Source organism: Streptomyces sp. NPDC021224, from assembly GCF_044332905.1.
Lineage (GTDB): Bacteria > Actinomycetota > Actinomycetes > Streptomycetales > Streptomycetaceae > Actinacidiphila.
Genome location: NZ_JBIRPW010000013.1, coordinates 43,686 through 62,176, shown reverse-complemented (window position 1 = coordinate 62,176; position 18,491 = coordinate 43,686). Strand labels below are relative to the sequence as shown.

Sequence of the window (18,491 nt, the reverse complement as noted above, 5' to 3'; positions counted from 1 at the left end):
TACGGGACGGCGGCGCGCGGCGGAAGATCTTGCGGGCGCAACGGGTTGCACCTCGGGTGAGCGCCGACCAGGCCGGCGCAGAAACGGAGCAGCAGCCCGACCATGTCGACCAGCCTCGAACCCGCCCAGCCGGCCCACCCCGCACCGCCCGCGCACCCGCTGGACAACCCGGTGTGGGCCGCGCTGACCGGCCCGCAGGCCGCCCTCGCCGTCACCGCCGGGTCCGCGGCCCGCTTCCACCCGGAGGTGTCGCCCTTCGTGGCCGTCGCCGACCCCGACGACCCGCGCGGCTGGGCGGATCTGGCCGCGCTGGTCGGCGCCGGGAACGCCTTCGCGCTCACCGGGGCCGACGCGCTGCCCGGCGGCTGGGAGCCCGGCAGTGCCGGTCAGGGCGTGCAGATGGTCGGATCCTCCGTCACGGCGCTGACCGACGACGAGGCGGAGCGGCTCGGCCCCGCGGACGTCCCCGAGATGCTGGAGCTGGTGGCGCGCACCAGGCCGGGCCCGTTCGCGGCCCGTACGGTCGAGATGGGCGCGTACTACGGCATCCGCCGGGAGGGGCGGCTCGTCGCGATGGCCGGTGAGCGGATGCGGCCGCCGGGCTGGACGGAGATCAGCGCGGTCTGCACCGACCCCGAGCACCAGGGTCAGGGCCTGGCCTCCCGGCTGGTGCTGCACACCGCGGCGGGTGTCGCGGCCCGCGGCGACACACCGTTCCTGCACGCGGCCGCCGTCAACACCGGTGCCATCAGGCTCTACGAGTCGCTGGGCTTCTCCCGGCGCCGGGACGTGCACTTCCACTTCTCGAAGATCCCGGCCGCCGACCCCGCCCGCTGACCGCCGGACGGCACCGCCACCACCGAGCACAGGAGAGCACCAGATGGCCATCGCGTACATCCACACCGCTTTCGGCGGCCCCGAGACCGAGTCCCTCGCCGACCTGCCGCGGCCCGTACCCGGGCCGGGCCGGCTGCTGGTCGCGGTGCGCGCCGCCGGGGTCAACCCCGTCGACTGGAAGCGGCGCACCGGCTACCGGCGGCCGGGCGGCGCGGCGACCGAGCTGCCCGCGGTGTTCGGCAGCGAGGCCGCGGGCGTCGTCGTCGAGGTGGGCCCGGACGTCGAGGGCTTCGCGCCCGGCGACGAGGTCTTCGGCCACGCCGACAACGGCGGCTACGCCGAGCTGACGCTGCTGCCCGCGGCCGGCACCGCGCACAAACCCGCCGGTCTGACGTGGACGGACGCGGCCGCGCTGCCCGTCGCCGCCGCGACCGCGTACGACGCGGTCGTCCAGCTCGCGCTCCCGCCGGGCGCCACCTTGCTGGTCAACGGGGTCGGCGGCGGGGTCGGGACGGCCGCGGCGCAGATCGCCCGGCACCGCGGCCTGAAGGTCGTGGGCACCGCGAGCGAGGGCAAGCGGGCCTTCACCGAGTCGCTGGGCGCGGTGCACGTCGTCTCCGGCCCCGGCGTCGCCGACCGGATCCGCGCGGCGGCGCCCGGCGGGGTGGACGGGATCATCGACCTGGTCGGCGGCGAGCCGCTGCGCGAGGTCGCGGCCCTGCTCGGCGACCGCTCCCGGCTGGTCAGCGGGGCCGACAAGGAGGGGGCCGTGGAGCTGGGCGGGGCGGCGATCGTGCGCGAGCGCACCGGGGCGGTGCTGGACGCGGTGGCCGCGCTCGTGGTGGCGGGCGCGCTGGATCCATACGTGACGCGGACCTTCCCGCTCGCCGAGGCGGGCGCGGCGCTGCGTGCGGTGGAGGAGGGCCACACCCGCGGCAAGATCGTCCTCACGGTCGGCGGCTGAGTCCCGCCGGGCAGGCACCGGACGGCGGCTCGGCCCCCGCGCCGTGCCCGGTCAGCGGCCCCCGCCCGGCGGCCCGGACCCCCGCCGCGGGAGCGGGACCCTCCCGGATCGCGGGCCGCGGCCCGGGAAGGACGTCCGCACCAGCTCCCAGGCGTCCGCGACCGGCCCGACGTGCCCGAGCTTGTCGGGGTTGACGACCGTGCGGATGGCCTGGATCCGGCCGTCCAGCACGTCGAGCGTCCAGGTGTTGATGACGCGGCCCTCCCGGTCGCGGAAGATCGCCCCCGGCTGGCCGTTGAGCCGGTGCGGTTCCAGACCGGCGCCGAGCGCGGTGAAGGACTCGGCGAGGGCGGCCAGCACCCGCGCCACCCTGGCGACGCCGACGACCGGCGTGAAGAAGTTCGGGCCCTTGCCGCCGCCGTCGGCGACCATCGCCACGTCCGCGGCGAGCATGTCCCGCAGGGCCTGGACGTCGCCCTCCCGGAAGGCGTCGAGGAAGCGCCCGGCCAGCTCCTCGCGGTCGCGCCGGTCGGCCTCGAAGCGCGGGCGGCCCGCGTCCATGTGGCGGCGGGCGCGTACCGCGAGCTGCCGGCACGCCCCCTCCGACCGCCCGACGGCGGCGGCGATCTCCGGGAAGCGGAAGCCGAAGACCTCGCGCAGCACGAAGACCGCGCGCTCCAGCGGGCTGAGCCGCTCCAGCAGCAGCAGCGCGGCCATCGACACCGAGTCCGCCAGCTCCGCCGAGCGCGCCGGGTCCTGGTAGGGGTCGGCGAGCAGCGGCTCGGGGAACCACGGGCCGACGTACTCCTCGCGGCGGACCCGGGCCGAGCGCAGCACGTCGATCGCGATCCGGGTGACCACCGCGGAGAGGTAGGCGCGCGGCGAGTCGGGCCGGACGGGCGCGGTCCGGTCCCGCAGCCACGCCTCCTGCACGGCGTCCTCGGCCTCGCTGACGCTGCCGAGGATCCGGTAGGCGATCGAGAACAGCAGCGGCCGCAGCTCCTCGAACTCCGCGGCGGGCGTCACGCCTCCAGCTCCGCCCGGAAGCCCTGCCGCCACGAGGGGTACCGCGGCTCCCAGCCCAGTTCGCGCCGGGCCTTGGCGTTGGAGAAGCCGCGGCCCTCGGTCATCATGACGACCGCCTGGTCGCCGGCCAGCAGCCGGGCCAGCCACACCGGCACCCGGCGCGGCGGCTTGGCCCCCGCGCACCGGGCGAGGTGGGGCAGCCACTCGGCGGCCGGGGCGGGCTCGTCGTCGACGACGTTGAAGACGCCGTGCGCCTTCTGCTCCACGGCGAGCACGGTGGCGCTCGCCGCGTCGTCCAGGTGGATCCAGGAGCTGTACCCCTGACCCTTGCCGACCAGCGGATACTGCCGCTTGCGCACCAGTGTGACCTGGTCGTCGATGGCGCCGGGTCCGTAGAAGGCCCCGTAGCGCAGCACCGCGCCGCCCGTCGCGAGGACCGCCCGTTCGACGTGTGCCAGCACCTCCATGCCGTACTGCGCGGCGGTGCCGGTGAGCAGGTCGAGCGGATCCTCCTCGGTCTTGACCCAGCCGCCCTCGCGGATGCCGTTCCAGCTGGCGTAGCCCTGGGCGACGACATGCGGCACCCCGGCCGCGGCGGCGGCCGCGAGGAGGTTGTCGGTGCCCTCGGAGCGCAGCCGGTTGGTGGCGGCGAACCAGCGGTCCGGGTGCTTGATGTCGGGCTTCCCGGCGTGCGCCAGGGAGATCGCCGTCATCTGGTGCACGACCGTGTCGGGGCGGGCGTCCGCCACCGCGGCCCGTACCGCCGCCGGGTCCAGGCCGTCCATGACGACGCCCTCGGCGCCCAGCCCGCGCAGCACGTCCAGCTTCGCCGCGCTCGTCGTCGTGGCCGTGACCTGGTGACCGCGGGCCACCAGCTGCGGCACCAGCCGCCGCCCGAGCACCCCGGTCCCGCCCGCCACGAACACCCGCATGACCATCACCTTCCCGAATCCCTCGCCGTGTACCGTCCCCCCGGGTTATGACGAGGCAGCCCCGCCCGACGTGACACGGCGGGCGGGGCGGGGGTGCGACCGGACCGCGCCTCAGCCGTGCGAGCGGCGGCGCAGCGCGGGGTCGGTGAGCGCGGGCGGGACGTATCCGGCGTCGCGGGCGACGAGGTTGACGCCGGGCGGCACGATCTCGTCGATCCGGTCCAGCACCTCGCGGTCCAGCGTGATCTTGTCGGCGCCGAGCTGGCCTGCCAGCTGCTCGAAGGTGCGCGGGCCGATGATCGCCGAGGTGATGCCGGGGTGCTCCAGCACGAAGGCGAGGGCGAGCTGGACGAGCGTGAGCCCGGCCTCGTCGGCGAGGGCGGCGAGCGCGTCGGCCGCGGCGAGCTTGGCGGCGTTCTCCGCGGAGCCGATGTCGAAGCGGGCGGTCTGCCGGTCGGCGCGGCTGGAGACGGGCTGCTCGGCGCCCTTGCGGTAGCGGCCGGACAGCCAGCCCCCGGCCAGCGGGCTCCAGGACAGCACCGCGAGGCCGTAGCGCTGCGCGACCGGCAGCACCTCGCGCTCGATGCCGCGGGCGAGCAGCGAGTACGGCGGCTGCTCGGCGACCACCCGCTCGCGGCCGCGGCGCTCGGCGATCCACTGGCCCTCGACGATCGCCGAGGGCTCGAAGGTGGAGGTGCCGATGTAGCGGATCTTGCCCTGGTGGACGAGGTCGGACAGCGCGCCCAGGGTCTCGTCGAAGTCGGTGCCGGGCTCGGGGCGGTGCACCTGGTAGAGGTCGATCCAGTCGGTGCCGAGCCGGCGCAGGCTGTTCTCGACCTCGCGGACGATCCAGCGGCGGCTGTTGCCCTGCTCGTTGGGGTCGTCGCCGAGGCTGCCGTGGAATTTGGTGGCCAGCACGACGTTGTCGCGGCGGCCGCCCGCCAGTGCCTTGCCGACGACGGTCTCCGACTCGCCGGCCGAGTAGACGTCGGCGGTGTCGACGAAGTTGATGCCGGAGTCCAGGGCGTGGTGGATGATCCGCACGGCGTCGTCGTGGTCGGGGTTGCCGCGCGGGCCGAACATCATGGCGCCCAGGCACAGCGGGCTGACCTTGACGCCGGTGCGTCCGAAGGGGCGGTACTCGGTCATCGTTGTCCTTTGTCGAGGAGCGTGTCGTGAACGGGGGCCGGACCGGTCCCGGGCCGGGGTTCCGGTGCGGCGGAGGCCAGCTGGTCGACGGACGCGGACGCGCCCGCCTGCCGGAAGGCGTCCCAGAGCCGGCGGTAGGGGCCGCCGGCCGCGAGCAGGGCGGTATGGGTGCCGGTCTCGACGACGCGGCCGCGGTCCAGGACCACGATCCGGTCGGCGCGGGCGGCGGTGGTCAGCCGGTGGGCGACCACCAGGGTGGTGCGCCGCCGGGTCAGCGCCTCGGTCGCGGCGGTGACCCGGGCCTCGGCGGCCAGGTCCAGAGAGGCGGTGGCCTCGTCGAGCAGCAGCACGTCGGGGTCGACGAGTTCGGCGCGGGCCAGGGCGAGCAGCTGCCGCTGGCCCGCGGACAGGTTCCGGCCGCGCTCGCCGACCGGCTGGAGGTAGCCCAGCGGCAGCGCGGCGACCATCTCGTGCGCCCCGACCGCGCGCGCGGCCGCCTCCACCTCGGCGTCGCCCGCGCCGGGGCGGCCGTACGCGATGGCGTCCCGCACGGTGCCGCTGAACAGGTGCGCCTCCTGCGGTACGAGGCCGAGCCGGGCCCGGTAGCCGCCGAGGTCGAGGGCGCGCAGGTCGTGCCCGTCGGCCCGCACCGCGCCGGTGGTGGGGTCGTAGAAGCGGGCGAGGAGCTTCATGACGGTGGACTTCCCGGCGCCGGTCGCACCGACCAGGGCGACGGTCTCGCCGGGGGCGATGCGCAGCGTCAGATCGTGCAGCACCTCCTGGCCGCCGCCGCCCGCGTAGCCGAAGGACACGCCGTCGAAGGCGAGTTCGCCGCGCAGCGCGCCGACCGGCCGGGGGTCGGCGGCGGCCGGGGTGCCGGTCGGGGTGCGCATCAGCGTGCGCAGCCGCGACAGGCCCACGACGGCCTGCTGGTAGCCGTCGAAGACCTGGGAGAGCTGCTGGATCGGCGAGAAGAAGAGGTCCACGTAGAGCAGGAAGGCGATCAGGGTGCCCGCGGTGAGCGCCCCGGAGCGCACCTGCCCGGCGCCGACTGCGAGGACGGCGGCGGTGGACAGCACGCCGAGCAGTTCGACGAAGGGGAAGAAGACGGCGATGTTGCGCTGGGCGCGCAGCCGGGAGTCGCGGAAGGCGGCGGCGAGCACGGCGAAGTCGCGGGCGTTGCGCTCCTCGCGGCGGAAGGCCTGGGTGACGCGGATGGCGCTGACGTTCTCCTGCAGGCACGCGTTGACGGCGCTGACCCGTTCGCGGGCCTCGTGGTAGGCGGGCACGGAGAAGCGGCGGAAGACGGCGGTGCCGCAGATCAGCACGGGCAGCGCGCACAGCAGCACCACCGCGAGCCCGGCGTCGACGACCAGCAGGGTGACCAGCACGCCGAGGACGGTCAGCAGGCTGACGACCGCGGTGATCAGGCCGGTCTGCAGGAAGTTCGACAGCGCGTCCACGTCCGTGGTCATCCGCGTCATGATCCGTCCGGCCGGCTCACGCTCGTAGTAGTCCAGGCCGAGCCGCTGGAGCTGGGCGTACGTCTTCACCCGCAGGGTGTAGAGCAGCCGCTCGCCGGTACGGCCGGTGACGCGGGTCTGGACGACGCCGACCGCCCAGTCGGCGCAGACGACCGCGGCCGCGGCGACGACGGCGGTCACCAGCGCGGCGACCGAGTGCCGGGCCACACCGGCGTCGACGCCGTGCCGGACCAGGATCGGCAGTGCGATCTGTGCGACGGCGTCGGCGGCCACCAGCAGCAGCCCGAGCAGCAGCGCCCACCGGAAGGGGGCGACGAGCGCGCGCAGGCCCAGGTGCGGGTCGGCGGCCCGGGCCCGGTCGGCGGGCACGTCGGGGTCGGCGGGCGGCAGCGGCATCCGGGCGAGTCCGGCGAGGAGTTCGGGGGTGGGCGGCGCGGCGCCGAGCACACCGCCGCCGGGGCCGCGGCCGCCGCCCGCGGTGGCCGAGTTGAGGGCGAGCGTCTGCGCGGCCCGCAGGTCGGCGCTGCCGGGCCGGGAGTCGTCGGGCGCGTCCGTGCGCCGCCACAGGTGCGCGGTGACGGCGGGCGCGGCGGTGTCGTCCTGCGCGGCCGGGACGTCCTCGGCGGGGTGGTCGTGAGGGGCGGCGGGGTCGTCCGGGTCGCCGGAGTCGGTCGCGGACAGCAGGCTGCGGAAGAGCGCGGAGCGCGAGCGCAGCTCGTCCATGGTGCCGGTGTCCACGACCCGGCCGCCGTCCAGCACCGCGATGCGATCGGCGAGTTCGAGCGTCGAGCGGCGGTGGGCGATGATCAGCGTGGTGGGACGGCGGGTCGCGGCCCGCAGCCCGTCGTGGATCTCGGCCTCCACGCGCGCGTCGATCGCCGAGGTCGCGTCGTCGAGCACCAGCACCGCCGGATCGCACAGCAGCGCGCGGGCGAGCGCGATGCGCTGGCGCTGCCCGCCCGAGAGGGTCAGGCCCTGTTCGCCGACGACGGTGTCGTAGCCCTGCGGCAGCCGCCGGACGAACTCGTCGGCCCGCGCGATCGCCGCCACCTCCTCGATCCGCTCCTGCGGCACGTCCGGGGCGCCGTAGGCGATGTTGGCCCGGACGGTGTCGGAGAGCAGCAGGCTCTCCTCGAACACGTAGCCGATCGCGGAGCGAAGCGAGGCCGTGCGCAGCTCGCGCACGTCGGTGCCGCCGACGCGCACGGCGCCGGACGCGACGTCGTAGAAGCGCGGCAGCAGCACCGCGGCGGTGGATTTGCCGGAGCCCGCCGGGCCGACGAGGGCGACGGTCTCGCCGGGGGCGATCTCGAGGCTGAAGCCGCGCAGCAGCGGGCGGCTGCCGTCGCCGTAGCCGAAGGTGACGTCCTGCCAGCTCAGCGCGGGCGGGCCGGGCGGCAGGTCGGTCGCACCGGGGGCGTCGGTGATCGCGGGGGCCTCGTCGATGACCTCCAGGACGCGCTCGGTGCCGGCCCTGGCCTGCTGCCAGACCGTCAGCAGCGTGGCGACCTGGCGGACGGGGGTGACGAACGAGCCGAGGTAGCTGGTGAAGGCGAGGAAGGTGCCGAGCGAGATCCGGTGGTGCAGCGCGAGCCAGCCGCCGAGGGCGAGGACGGCGACCTGGCCGAGCGCGGGCACCGCCTGGAGGGCGGGCGTGTAGCGGCTGGTCCAGCGCACGACCCGCAGCCGGGAGGCGAACAGCCGCCGGGCGCGCCCCTCCAGCGCGGTCAGCTCGCGCCCCTCCTGCCCGAAGCCCTTGACGACGCGCACCCCGGTGACGGCGGCCTCGACGGTGGAGGCGACCTCGGCGGCCTCCTGCTGGGCGTGCCAGTTGGCGGGGAAGAGGTGGCGGCGGCTGCTGCGCACGATGAGCCACAGCAGCGGGCCGACGACCAGGGCGACGAGCGTCAGCAGCGGTGAGAGCCAGGCCATGAAGCACAGCGAGACGACGAACATCAGGGCGTTGCCCGTCATGTTCGGCAGGAACTGGAGCAGCGTCTGGATCAGGGTGATGTCGGAGATGGAGCGGCTGACGATCTGGCCGGTGCGCAAGGAGTCCTGCTGCCGCCCGCCGAGCCGCAGCAGCGCGGCGAAGGCGTCGCCCCGCAGGTCGTACTGCACCCCGAGGGACAGCCGCCCGGCCCGGTAGCGGCGGGTGAAGCCGCCGAGGAAGCGGAGGGCGCCGAGCCCGGCCAGCAGCCCGATCCACCAGCCCAGCGGGCTGTCGGCCCCGGACGCGACGGCGTCCACGACGTGCCGCAGCACCAGCGGCAGGACGGCGGTCGCGGTCGCCGCGACGACCGCGCCGCCGAACGCGGCGACGAGGTCGGTGCGGTGGCGCAGGCAGTAGCCGGCTAGCCGGCGGATCCAGCCGGGCGGCGGCGCGGCCGGGCCGGCCGCCGCGGCGGCCGGCCCGGGTGCGGTGCTCGTACAGTCCGTCACGAAACCTCCGATAGTGCGATGCCGAGGTGCCCGGCGCGGCCGGCGCCGGTGTCCGCGGGGTCGAACAGGCGGTTGGCGGGGCGCGGCAGCCCGTAGTGCTCGCGCAGCGTGCGGCCGGTGTACTCGGTGCGGAACAGGCCGCGCTCCTGGAGGATCGGCACGACCCGGTCGACGAACAGCTCCAGACCGGAGGGCAGCACGGCGGGCATGATGTTGAAGCCGTCGGCGGCCCCCGCGTCGTACCACTCCTCGATGGTGTCGGCGACCTGCACCGCGGTGCCGGCGAAGGTGCGGTGGCCGCGCCCGCCGCCGAGCCGCCCGATGAGCTGGCGCACGGTCAGCCGTTCGCGCCGGGCCAGCTCCACGATGAGGGTGAAGCGGCTCTTGGCGCCCTCGATCTCGTCCTCGCCGGGGATGTCGGCGGGCAGCTCCTTGTCGAGCTCCAGCCGCTCGGGGTCGATACGCAGCGTCTTGGACAGCTGCCGCACCGCGTACTCGGGGCGGATGAGCCGGTCCAGCTCGTCGTCGAGGGCGTGCGCCTGCTCCTCGGTGTCGCCGATGACGGGCACGATGCCGGGCAGGATCTTGATGCCCTCGGGGTCGCGGCCGATGGCGGCGGCGCGCTGCTTGACGTCCTTGTAGAAGGCGACGGCCTCTTCGAGGGTCTGCTGGGCGGTGAAGACCGCCTCGGCGTAGCGGGCCGCGAAGTCCTTGCCGTCCTCGCTGGAGCCGGCCTGCACCAGGAGCGGGTAGCCCTGCGGGGAGCGCTGCACGTTCAGCGGTCCGTCCACCCGGAAATACGTACCCCGGTGGCCGACCTTACGCACCTTGTCCGCCCGCGCGTGGACGCCGGACTCCTTGTCGGCCACGACCGCGTCGTCCGACCAGCTGTCCCACAGCTTCGTCGCGACGTCCACGAACTCGGCGGCGCGCAGGTAGCGGTCGTGGTGCAGCGGGGTGTCGTCGAGGCCGAAGTTGCGGGCCGCGTCGGCGCCCGCGGTGGTCACGATGTTCCAGCCGGCCCGGCCGCCGGAGATGTGGTCGACCGAGGCGAACCGGCGGGCCAGGTTGTACGGCTCGTTGTAGCTGGTGGAGGCCGTTGCGATGAGGCCGATGTGCTCGGTGGCCGCGGCGAGCGCGGTGAGCAGCACGGTGGGCTCCAGCTTGCTGCCGGGACGGCGGCCGGGGTCGCCCATGAGCACGGGGCTGTCGGCGAGGAAGAGCGAGTCGAGCCTGCCGCGCTCGGCGATACGGGCGAGGTTGCGGTAGTGGTCGATGTCGGTGCCGCCGGAGGCCGGGCTCTCCGGGAGCCGCCAGGCGGCCTCGTGGTGCCCGACGGACATCAGGAAGGCGTTGAGGTGCAGCGGCTTGCGGTCAGTCCTCGGGGTCATGGTCCTTCTTCTCCTGGTCGTGGCCGAGCGCGCGGGCGGGGGCGGAGGCGGCGTGGGTGACGGGGTGGGGGTGCACCGGGTCGGGGTGGACGGGTGCGGCGGCGCGGGCGTGCGGCGCGGGCGCCTCGGGCAGCTCGGGCAGCTCGACGCCGAGCGCGGCGAGCAGGGTGTCGCGGTACTCCTGGAAGCGCGGGTCGCGGCGGCTGCGCGGGCCGGTCAGCTCGACGGCGATGTCCAGCGCGATCCGGCCGTCCTCCAGCACCAGGACGCGGTCGGCGAGTTCGACGGCCTCGTCCACGTCGTGCGTGACCAGCAGCACCGCCGGGCGGTGCCGCTCGTACAGCTCGCGCAGCAGGCCGTGCATCCGCAGCCGGGTCAGCGCGTCGAGCGCCCCGAACGGCTCGTCGGCGAGCAGCAGCTGGGGCTCGCGGACCAGTGCGCGGGCCAGCGCGGCCCGCTGCTGCTCGCCGCCGGACAGTTCGTGCGGCCAGGACCGCTCGCGCCCCGCGAGGCCGACCTCGGCGAGCGCGGTGCGGCCGCGCTCCCTGGCCTGCTTGCCGCGGATGCCGAGCACCACGTTGTCCAGCACCCGCAGCCAGGGCAGCAGCCGGGAGTCCTGGAAGGACAGCGAGACCCGCTCGGGCACGCTCAGCTCGCCGGACCCGGCCACCCCGTGGTCGAGCCGGGCGACGGCCCGCAGCAGCGTGGACTTGCCGGAGCCGCTGCGGCCCAGCAGTGCGATGAACTCGCCCTGGCCCACGGTCAGGTCCAGCTCCCGCAGCACGTCCCGGTCGCCGAAGGAGCGGACCAGCCCGGCGGTGCGGACGGCGGGCGCGGCGGCCCCGGCGGCGGGGCGCTCGGCGGTCAGTCCGCCAGCGTACGGCGCCATGAGAGCACCTTCCGTTCTGCGGCACGCACGACCGCGTCGGAGACGAAGCCGAACACCCCGTAGACCACCAGGCCCACGATGATGACGTCGGACTGGGCGTACTGCTGGGCCTGGAACATCATGTAGCCGAGGCCCTTGGTGGCGTTGACCTGCTCGACCACGACCAGGCCGAGCCAGGACGCGGTGACGGCGAGCCGCAGCCCGACGAAGAAGCCGGGCAGCGCCCCGGGGACGACGACCCGGCCGATGAACTGCGGCCGCGTCAGGTCCAGGCTCTCGGCCAGCTCGACGTACTTGCGGTCGATGCCGGTGAGCGAGGCGTACGTGTTGATGTAGACGACCACCGCGACGCCCACGGCGATGACGACGACCTTCATCTCCTCGCCGATGCCCAGCCACAGGATCATCAGTGGCAGCAGCGCGAGCGACGGGATGGCCCGCTTGACCTGGAGCGTTCCGTCGAGCAGGTACTCGCCGATCCGGCTGAGCCCCGCGGCGACCGCGAGCGCCACCCCGGCGAGGACGCCGAAGAGCAGCCCGAGGCCCGCGCGCTGCAGCGAGACCACCATGTTGTCCTGCAGCCGCCCGCTCCTGACCAGGTCGACGAAGGTCGAGGCGACGGCGCCGGGGCCGGACAGGATGCGCGGGTCGAGGTAGCCGAGCGCGGACGAGGCCCACCAGACCAGGACCAGCAGCACCGGTCCGGCCAGCCGCGCGAAGGGGATCGCCCTGCCGGGTCCGAGCCGCCGGCGCCGGGCCGGGGCCTTGGCGGTCCTGGCCTTGGCGGTCCGGGCGGGCGCGGGCGCGGCCTGTCCGGGGTCGGGGAGGGTACGGGCGCCGGGCGCGGTGGGGGGCGCCGCGACGGGTGTCGGAAGGATGTCGGTCATGACGCCACCTGGTAGGTCGCCGGTACGGCCTGCGAGGCCAGTCCCTCGAAGCGCCGGTCGAAGAGCTTCTCGGCCTCGATCTTGGGGACGAAGCCGCCGGCGGCCATCAGGTCGGCGGTCTCCTGCTCCCAGGCGATGGCCCGGTCCCAGCTGCGCGGGAACTGCGGCTGCGACTGGGAGGCGACGATGCGCTGCCCGTCCGCGGTCGTCACGCCCTGGTCCTTGACGTAGTAGCGCTGGATCCACTGGTCGGTGTGCTCCCACGCCCACACCACGCCCTGCGCCCACAGCGGGACGAAGCTGCGGATCGCGGCGACCTTGGCGTCGTCGTTGAGCACCTCGGTGGGCGCCCACAGGATCGTGAGCAGGTCGACGACGTCGGTCTTCACCCCGCGCGCGCCGTCCTTGCCGTACTGGCCGAGGTACTTGGTGAGCGTCGGCTCGCCGAGCGGGGCGACGTCCACCTGCTTGGACTGCAGGGCGGTGAGGAACTGCGTGCTGGGCAGCGGGACGAGCGAGACGTCGGAGTTCTTCAGGCCCGCCTCCTTCAGCGCGCGCAGCACCACCACGCCCTGCGCCTGGCCCTGCGAGAAGGCGATCTTCTTGCCGCGGAAGTCCGCCGCGGAGGCGATGGCGTCACCGGAGCCGGGCGCGGTGGCGAAGGTGTAGATCGGGTGGTCGCGGGACTGGACGGCGACGATCCGGGCGCCGACCTTGATGGCCTCGGCCTGGATCGGCGGGATCCCGGCGTTGCTCGCCAGGTCGATGGAATGCGCCCGGAACCCCTGGATCACATCGGGGCCCGCCGACAGGTTCGGCCAGCTGGACACGGTGAAGGGCAGCTTCTTGTCCAGACCGGACTCGGCGAGCTGCAACTGCGCGGTGTGGATGGAGATCGCGAGTTTCGTGCCGGGCGGCGGCGCCCCCGAGGGAAGTGCGCGGGTCGGCACCGAGTCGATCGAGGCGGACGTGCTGCGCGAGCACGCGGCGAGCAGCGCGGCGCCCCCGGCGAGGGCGAGGAGGGAGCGGCGCGGGACGGTTGCGGCGATGGTGCGGTCAGTCATGGCGGATTCCTGGGGAGGAAGGGCCGGACCCGGGGTCCGGTCGTGGCGTGGGCGGGAGCTGGGGGCGGGTCAGAGCGTGTGGTAGCGGCCGTCGTGGAAGAGCAGCGGGGAGCGGGTGCCGCCCGTCCAGGAGCCCTGGACCCGGCCGATCACGACCCGGTGGTCGCCGGCCGGCACGATCTGCTCGAACTCGACGCGCAGCCAGCTGCTCACCCCGTCGAGCACCGGCTCGCCCTGCGGCAGCCGACGCCACGCGGTGGGCGCGGCGAAGCGGTCGATGCCGCTGGTGGCGAAGGTCCTGGCGACGTCCTCCTGGTCGGCGCCCAGGAAGTTGACGACCGCGCTGGTCGCCTGCTCGACGTGCGGCCACGACGACGCGGTGACCCCGATGCCGAAGGACACCAGCGGCGGGTGCAGCGACAGCGAGGTGAGCGAGGTCGCGGTGAAGCCGGCGGGGCCGCGCCCGGCGTCGACGGTGACGACCACGACGCCTGCGGGATGGTTGCGGAAGATCTGCTTGAAGCGCTCGGGGTCGATCCCCGAGGCGGGAAGTGACGGCACGGTGATGGTCAACGTCTCCCCCAGTTTCGGTCGGGAGCGGGTACGGGAGGGGTGCGGCGGGCGTACGGGGCTCCGCCCGGTCGGCGGGACGCGGGCAGCGCGGAGCCCCGCGCCCGCGGGCCGCACGGCATCGGGCGGCGGGGCGCGGTGGAGCTGACGGGAATTAAAGGGCGGGAATACGGCGGCGGAAATTCCGTACGCCGTTCACGAAATCGGCCGCGACGGTGCCCGGCCATTCACGGCCGGTGCGGAATACCGGCGGCCGGAGGAATGCGGTGCGCTTGCCCGCGGTGCGTCACACGGCGCGGCAAGCGCCGGTACAGATCCCGTACGGACAGCGGGGAACGGCACCGGACACACACCGGCGACACGCACGGCCGGCGCGCTCGCGGCCCGGCGCGGAGGGCGCGCGGAAGGAGTGCGCCGCGGGCGGCGCCTGCTCCGGATTCCGCTGATTGCCGTTCATGAATCCATTCTCACGTGCGAGTTCTGCCAGGTCAACAATGCAACTGCCTGAATTAAGTGGGAATTCGGGGCCGCGGGCGGCAGGAACGCTCAGCTCACGGCGGGGAGGGCGGGCCAGGGACCGAGCGGGTCGGCGTAGAGGGCGCCGAGGGCGACCGCGGCGCCGGCGACCGGCAGGACCGAGCCGGTGAAGCTGCTGGGCAGCACCGCCCGGCTCGGGTCGTCACACACCCAGGAGCGGGCGCCGACCTCCGCGCGCAGCACGTCCAGGCACTCCGGCAGCCGCCCGGCGCCCGGCTCGACGACGACCACGACCTCCGGGTCGAAGACGTCGAGCAGCAGCGCCACGGCCCGGCCGACCAGCAGCGCCCGGCGCCGGAAGAGGGCCACCGCGCGCGGCTCGCCGGCCAGGGCGAGGTCGAGCAGCGCACGGAAGTCGGGGACGTCCAGGCCGCGGGCGGCGGCCTGGCGCACCAGCGCGGGTTCGGACACCTCGGACTGGAGGCAGCCCGGGGTGCCGCAGCCGCACGGCTCGGCGGGCGGCGCGGACGGCGCACCCGGCCCTTCCGGCCCTCCCGGCCCCGCCGGTCCTTCCGCTCCGACCGGCAGGTGCGCGACGCTGCCTGCCGCCGAGCGCGGTCCGCGGTGCACCCCTTCGGTGGTGGCGAAGGCGGCGTCCACGACCGCGCCGACGAAGAGCAGCACCGCGCTGCCCCGGGTGGTCACCGCGCCGAACAGCTGCTCCGCGCGGGCCAGTGCCCGCGAGTGGCTGTCGACGTGGACGGGCAGCCCGGTCGCGGCGGCCAGCACCTCACGGGCCGCCACGTCCCGCCAGCCCAGCCGCGGGTGATCGACGATCACGCCCGCGTCCGGGTCGACCCACTGCCCGGTCGCCACCCCGAGGGCCAGCACCGCACGGCCGTCGGCGTGCGCCTCGACCAGCCGCGGCAGCCGGGCGGCGAGTCCGCCGAGCACCTGCTGCGGGTCGGTGCCGCGGTGCGGCCGGCGGTCGCTGGCGACGATCCGGCCGCGCAGGTCCATGAGTGCGAGGGTGCTGTGCGCGACGGCGATGTGCGCGCCCGCCACCAGGTAGCGGGCGGTGTCGATCTCCAGCGGGATGTGCGGGCGGCCCAGTCCGCGCGGACCCGGCGCCTGCGGGCGCTCGGCGACCAGTCCGCGGGCCAGGAGCTGCGTACAGTGCCCGCTCACCGCCGCGGGCGACAGCCCGGTGAGCCGTGCCACGGTGCTGCGCGCCACCGGGCCGTGGTCGAGGATCGCGCGCAGCACCGCGGCGGCCCCGGCGGGGCGGCGCGGTTGCCCGGCGGACGGCGCGACATCGGCGCGGCGCAGGGGAGTCGGGGCGACGGGGTGGTCGGGCGGCAGGACTACCACGGGGGGCCTTCCAGGTCGTCGACGGCGGCGGGGGCGCACCCGGGCACGCGCGCCGGCGGCGAACCGGCGGGGCGGGCACCCCCGTTGGGGCTCCGTACGGAGCTCGTGCGGTCAGACCTGGTGACACGCGGCGGAGCACACGCGCTTGAGGTCGACATGACCCCGCGTCGTGAGGTGTGTGGTCCGCTGCATGCCGCGCAACGTAACCGGAACGGGTGAACGCGGTCAAACTCCTGACCGCATGCTGGGACGCGTCCCGGCCACGGGGCGGGCACCCCGCCGCGGCGTCACTGCGCCCCGGCGGCCCCCGGGGCGAGTCCGGCGCTGATCAGGGCGAGGATGCGGGACGCCCGGCGCGGGTCGGCCTGCTCGGCGGCCCGGCCGACGGCCGCCGCCGCGGTGAACAGGTCCTCCGGATCGACGTCCCGGCGCACCTCGCCCGCTTCCTGCGCCGCGCCGAGCAGCCGCCCCGTACATCGCGGTGCGGGCGCCGTGCAGCCCGGAGCCCTCGTCGTGCGGCGCGGCCACGACCGACGCCGGAAGGCCCCGGCAGGCGCCCGAGCGCGCCGACCCGGTGCACCTGCTCCCGCCTCCGTGGAGCAGGTGCACCGGCACGCCCACGGCCCGCTGCCGGGCCTCAGCCGCGGTAGGCCTCCAGCAGGCGCAGCCAGACCTCGCTGATGGTCGGGTAGGACGGGACGGCGTGCCACAGCCGCTCCACCGGCACCTCGGCCGCCACCGCGATCGTCGCGGAGTGCAGCAGCTCGCCGACGCCCGGACCGGCGAAGGTGACGCCGACCAGGTGGCCCCGGTCGAGGTCGACGACCATCCGGGCCCGGCCGCGGTAGCCGTCGCGGTAGAGGCTCGCGCCCGCGACCTGGGCGAGGTCGTAGTCGACCACCTTGGTACGCAGCCCCGCCTGTTCGGCCTCGGCCGCGGACAGGCCGACCGCGGCCACCTCGGGGTCGGTGAAGACGACCTGCGGCACCGCCGCGTGGTCGGCGGTCGCGACGTGCCGGCCCCAGGGCGCGTCGTCGAGCGGCTCGCCCTTCGCGCGGGCGGCGATGACCGCGCCCGCGATCCGCGCCTGGTACTTGCCCTCGTGGGTGAGCAGCGCCCGGTGGTTGACGTCGCCCACGGCGTAGAGCCAGTCGCCGTCCACGCCGGTGACGCGCAGCGTGTCGTCGACCGGCAGCCAGCCGCCGGGCTTCAGGCCCACCGTCTCCAGGCCCACGTCGCCGGTGTGCGGGGCGCGGCCGACGGCGAAGAGCACCTCGTCGGCGGTGACCCGGGCGCCGCCCTCCAGGCCGATCCTGACCTCTCCCTCGGCGCCGTCGCGCTCCACCGAGGCGACGTTCGCGCCGAACCGCACGTCGACGCCCGCCTCGCGCAGCCCGTCGGCGACCATCTCGCCCGCGAAGGGCTCGACACGGTCCAGCAGAGCCGTTCCCCGCACCAGCAGCGTCACCTGCGAGCCGAGCGCCTGCCAGGCCGTCGCCATCTCGACGGCCACCACACCGCCGCCCACGACCGCGAGCCGCCGCGGCACCTTCTTGGCGCTGGTCGCCTCCCGGCTGGTCCACGGGTGGATGTCGCCGATCCCGGGCATCGGCGGCAGGGCCGCGGTCGTCCCCGTGCAGACGGCCACCGCGTGCCGGGCCTCCAGCCGCACGGTGCCGCCGTCCGGCGTGTCGACCTCCACCCGGCGCTCCCCCGCGAGCCGCCCGTGGCCGCGGACCAGCTCGACGTCGACCGAACGCAGCCAGTCGACCTGCCCGTCGTCCTTCCAGTGGGAGGTGAAGTCGTCGCGCCGGGCGAGCACCGCCGCCGCGTCCAGCGGTCCCTGCACGGCACGGCTGAGGCCCGGCAGGCTGCGGGCGTCGGCCTGCGCGAGTGCCGGGCGCAGCAGCGCCTTGCTGGGCATGCAGGCCCAGTACGAGCACTCGCCGCCGACCAGCTCGCTCTCCACGACGACGGTGCTGAGCCCGGCGGCGCGGGTGCGGTCGGCGACGTTCTCGCCGACCGGCCCTGCGCCGATGACGATGACGTCGTACGTACGGGGTGCGTCGGGGGCGTCGTTCACGGCGACTCCTGTGCTGCGGTCGGACGGCGGGAAGGGGCGGGCCGGACGGCACAGGCGTGACAGCCCGGGCGTACCCCCGCGACGGCCCAGGCGTCACGCCGATGCCGCAACCGGGAGGGCGCGCGGTCATCGTACTGAGGCGAGGTGACGGGTTGTCTGCCCCGTCGCCCGCGTGTCATGCGCGAGCCGCGCCGGGGCCGCCGGGCGGACCACCCGGGGTCCGGCCGCGGGCGGGCGGCGGCGTCCGGCCGCTGCGCGGCACCGCGACGTATGATCACATCGCGGCGCCGAACGGCGTCACGGGAGGTACACCATGGGCGAGCTCGTGCTGATCCGGCACGGTGAGACCGAGTGGAGCCGATCGGGACAGCACACCAGCTACACCGATCTGCCCCTCACCGAGAAGGGCGAGGCCCAGGCACGCAGCCTCGCGCCGCTGCTGGCCTCCCGGCACGTCTCGTGCGTCCTGACCAGCCCGCTGCAACGCGCCAGGGACACCGCGAAGCTCGCCGGCCTGGAGCACGGCATGGTCGACCCGGATCTCCACGAGTGGGACTACGGCGGCTACGAGGGCGTGACGACCCGAGACATCCACCGCACCCGCCCGGACTGGGACCTGTGGACCGACGGTGTGATCCCCGGCCCCGACGACCATCCGGGTGAATCCCCCGAGCAGGTCGGCGACCGCGCCGACCGGGTGCTCGCCCGTACCGAGGCGGCCTTCACCAACGGCGACGGCGGAGATGTGGTGCTGGTCGCCCACGCCCACTTCCTGCGCGTCCTGACCGCCCGCCGCCTGGGCCTCCCCCCTGCCGACGGCGCCCTCTTCCAGCTCGCCACCGGCACGGTCAGCCGCCTCGGCATAGAACACGGCCGCCACGTCCTGACCTCCTGGAACCGCCTGCCGTAGGCGCGACGGCACCCG

General features: G+C 75.3%; 15 protein-coding genes. 3 read left to right on the top strand and 12 right to left on the bottom strand.

The genetic code is table 11. From position 1 onward, the window contains the following. The first annotated feature begins 102 nt into the window (after window positions 1-102). Window positions 103-837, top strand: a complete 735-nt coding sequence (locus ACH4PY_RS27400; protein ID WP_398188344.1) for a GNAT family N-acetyltransferase — start codon at window positions 103-105, stop codon at window positions 835-837. A gap of 43 nt (window positions 838-880) precedes the next feature. After that, on the top strand, window positions 881-1,801 hold the full coding sequence (locus tag ACH4PY_RS27395; protein WP_398188341.1) for an NADP-dependent oxidoreductase: 921 nt from the start codon (window positions 881-883) through the stop codon (window positions 1,799-1,801). Between the two features lie 51 nt (window positions 1,802-1,852). Here ACH4PY_RS27395 and ACH4PY_RS27390 read toward each other — a convergent pair whose 3' ends face one another. From ACH4PY_RS27390 to ACH4PY_RS27335, 12 genes are all read right to left on the bottom strand, one after another. Continuing rightward, a complete protein-coding gene (locus ACH4PY_RS27390; RefSeq protein ID WP_398188338.1) occupies window positions 1,853-2,827 on the bottom strand; it encodes an RNA polymerase sigma-70 factor in 975 nt (324 codons plus the stop codon). Beyond that, entirely contained in the window at window positions 2,824-3,759 is a 936-nt protein-coding gene (locus tag ACH4PY_RS27385; protein ID WP_398188335.1) for an NAD-dependent epimerase/dehydratase family protein, read from the bottom strand. The genes ACH4PY_RS27390 and ACH4PY_RS27385 overlap by 4 nt, the downstream gene beginning before the upstream one ends. Before the next feature lie 111 nt (window positions 3,760-3,870). Continuing rightward, complete coding sequence (locus ACH4PY_RS27380) at window positions 3,871-4,908, bottom strand: aldo/keto reductase (protein ID WP_398188332.1); 1,038 nt, start codon at window positions 4,906-4,908, stop codon at window positions 3,871-3,873. After that, window positions 4,905-8,834, bottom strand: coding sequence for an ABC transporter ATP-binding protein (locus ACH4PY_RS27375; RefSeq protein WP_398188329.1), 3,930 nt, complete (start codon window positions 8,832-8,834; stop codon window positions 4,905-4,907). The genes ACH4PY_RS27380 and ACH4PY_RS27375 overlap by 4 nt, the downstream gene beginning before the upstream one ends. Beyond that, on the bottom strand, window positions 8,831-10,225 hold the full coding sequence (locus ACH4PY_RS27370) for an LLM class flavin-dependent oxidoreductase (protein WP_398188326.1): 1,395 nt from the start codon (window positions 10,223-10,225) through the stop codon (window positions 8,831-8,833). Before ACH4PY_RS27370 ends, ACH4PY_RS27375 begins: the two co-directional genes overlap by 4 nt. Beyond that, complete coding sequence (locus ACH4PY_RS27365) at window positions 10,209-11,114, bottom strand: ABC transporter ATP-binding protein (protein WP_398188323.1); 906 nt, start codon at window positions 11,112-11,114, stop codon at window positions 10,209-10,211. The genes ACH4PY_RS27370 and ACH4PY_RS27365 overlap by 17 nt, the downstream gene beginning before the upstream one ends. Beyond that, window positions 11,090-12,001: an ABC transporter permease gene (locus ACH4PY_RS27360; RefSeq protein WP_398188320.1), complete on the bottom strand. Its 912-nt coding sequence runs from the start codon at window positions 11,999-12,001 to the stop codon at window positions 11,090-11,092. The genes ACH4PY_RS27365 and ACH4PY_RS27360 overlap by 25 nt, the downstream gene beginning before the upstream one ends. Beyond that, window positions 11,998-13,065, bottom strand: coding sequence for an ABC transporter substrate-binding protein (locus ACH4PY_RS27355; RefSeq protein WP_398188316.1), 1,068 nt, complete (start codon window positions 13,063-13,065; stop codon window positions 11,998-12,000). The genes ACH4PY_RS27360 and ACH4PY_RS27355 overlap by 4 nt, the downstream gene beginning before the upstream one ends. Window positions 13,066-13,134: 69 nt before the next feature. Continuing rightward, window positions 13,135-13,638 carry a flavin reductase family protein gene (locus tag ACH4PY_RS27350; RefSeq protein ID WP_398188313.1) on the bottom strand — a complete coding sequence of 168 codons (504 nt, stop codon included), beginning with the start codon at window positions 13,636-13,638 and terminating at the stop codon, window positions 13,135-13,137. 543 nt (window positions 13,639-14,181) lie between these two features. After that, window positions 14,182-15,483: an ROK family protein gene (locus ACH4PY_RS27345; RefSeq protein WP_398188310.1), complete on the bottom strand. Its 1,302-nt coding sequence runs from the start codon at window positions 15,481-15,483 to the stop codon at window positions 14,182-14,184. A gap of 287 nt (window positions 15,484-15,770) precedes the next feature. Beyond that, window positions 15,771-16,193, bottom strand: a complete 423-nt coding sequence (locus tag ACH4PY_RS27340) for a hypothetical protein (RefSeq protein ID WP_398188307.1) — start codon at window positions 16,191-16,193, stop codon at window positions 15,771-15,773. Continuing rightward, entirely contained in the window at window positions 16,121-17,566 is a 1,446-nt protein-coding gene (locus tag ACH4PY_RS27335; RefSeq protein WP_398188305.1) for a dihydrolipoyl dehydrogenase family protein, read from the bottom strand. Before ACH4PY_RS27335 ends, ACH4PY_RS27340 begins: the two co-directional genes overlap by 73 nt. Window positions 17,567-17,879: 313 nt before the next feature. Here ACH4PY_RS27335 and ACH4PY_RS27330 point away from each other — a divergent pair, with 313 nt between their 5' ends. Continuing rightward, entirely contained in the window at window positions 17,880-18,476 is a 597-nt protein-coding gene (locus tag ACH4PY_RS27330; RefSeq protein WP_398188302.1) for a histidine phosphatase family protein, read from the top strand. Window positions 18,477-18,491: the final 15 nt, after the last annotated feature.

Bases quoted from the DNA above. Each gene is read 5' to 3' on its own strand.
- ACH4PY_RS27370 (WP_398188326.1), bottom strand. From the start codon at position 10,225: ATGACCCCGAGGACTGACCGCAAGCCGCTGCACCTCAACGCCTTCCTG.
- ACH4PY_RS27385 (WP_398188335.1), bottom strand. From the start codon at position 3,759: ATGCGGGTGTTCGTGGCGGGCGGGACCGGGGTGCTCGGGCGGCGGCTG.
- ACH4PY_RS27355 (WP_398188316.1), bottom strand. From the start codon at position 13,065: ATGACTGACCGCACCATCGCCGCAACCGTCCCGCGCCGCTCCCTCCTC.
- ACH4PY_RS27400 (WP_398188344.1), top strand. From the start codon at position 103: ATGTCGACCAGCCTCGAACCCGCCCAGCCGGCCCACCCCGCACCGCCC.
- ACH4PY_RS27380 (WP_398188332.1), bottom strand. From the start codon at position 4,908: ATGACCGAGTACCGCCCCTTCGGACGCACCGGCGTCAAGGTCAGCCCG.
- ACH4PY_RS27365 (WP_398188323.1), bottom strand. From the start codon at position 11,114: ATGGCGCCGTACGCTGGCGGACTGACCGCCGAGCGCCCCGCCGCCGGG.
- ACH4PY_RS27395 (WP_398188341.1), top strand. From the start codon at position 881: ATGGCCATCGCGTACATCCACACCGCTTTCGGCGGCCCCGAGACCGAG.
- ACH4PY_RS27330 (WP_398188302.1), top strand. From the start codon at position 17,880: ATGGGCGAGCTCGTGCTGATCCGGCACGGTGAGACCGAGTGGAGCCGA.
- ACH4PY_RS27360 (WP_398188320.1), bottom strand. From the start codon at position 12,001: ATGACCGACATCCTTCCGACACCCGTCGCGGCGCCCCCCACCGCGCCC.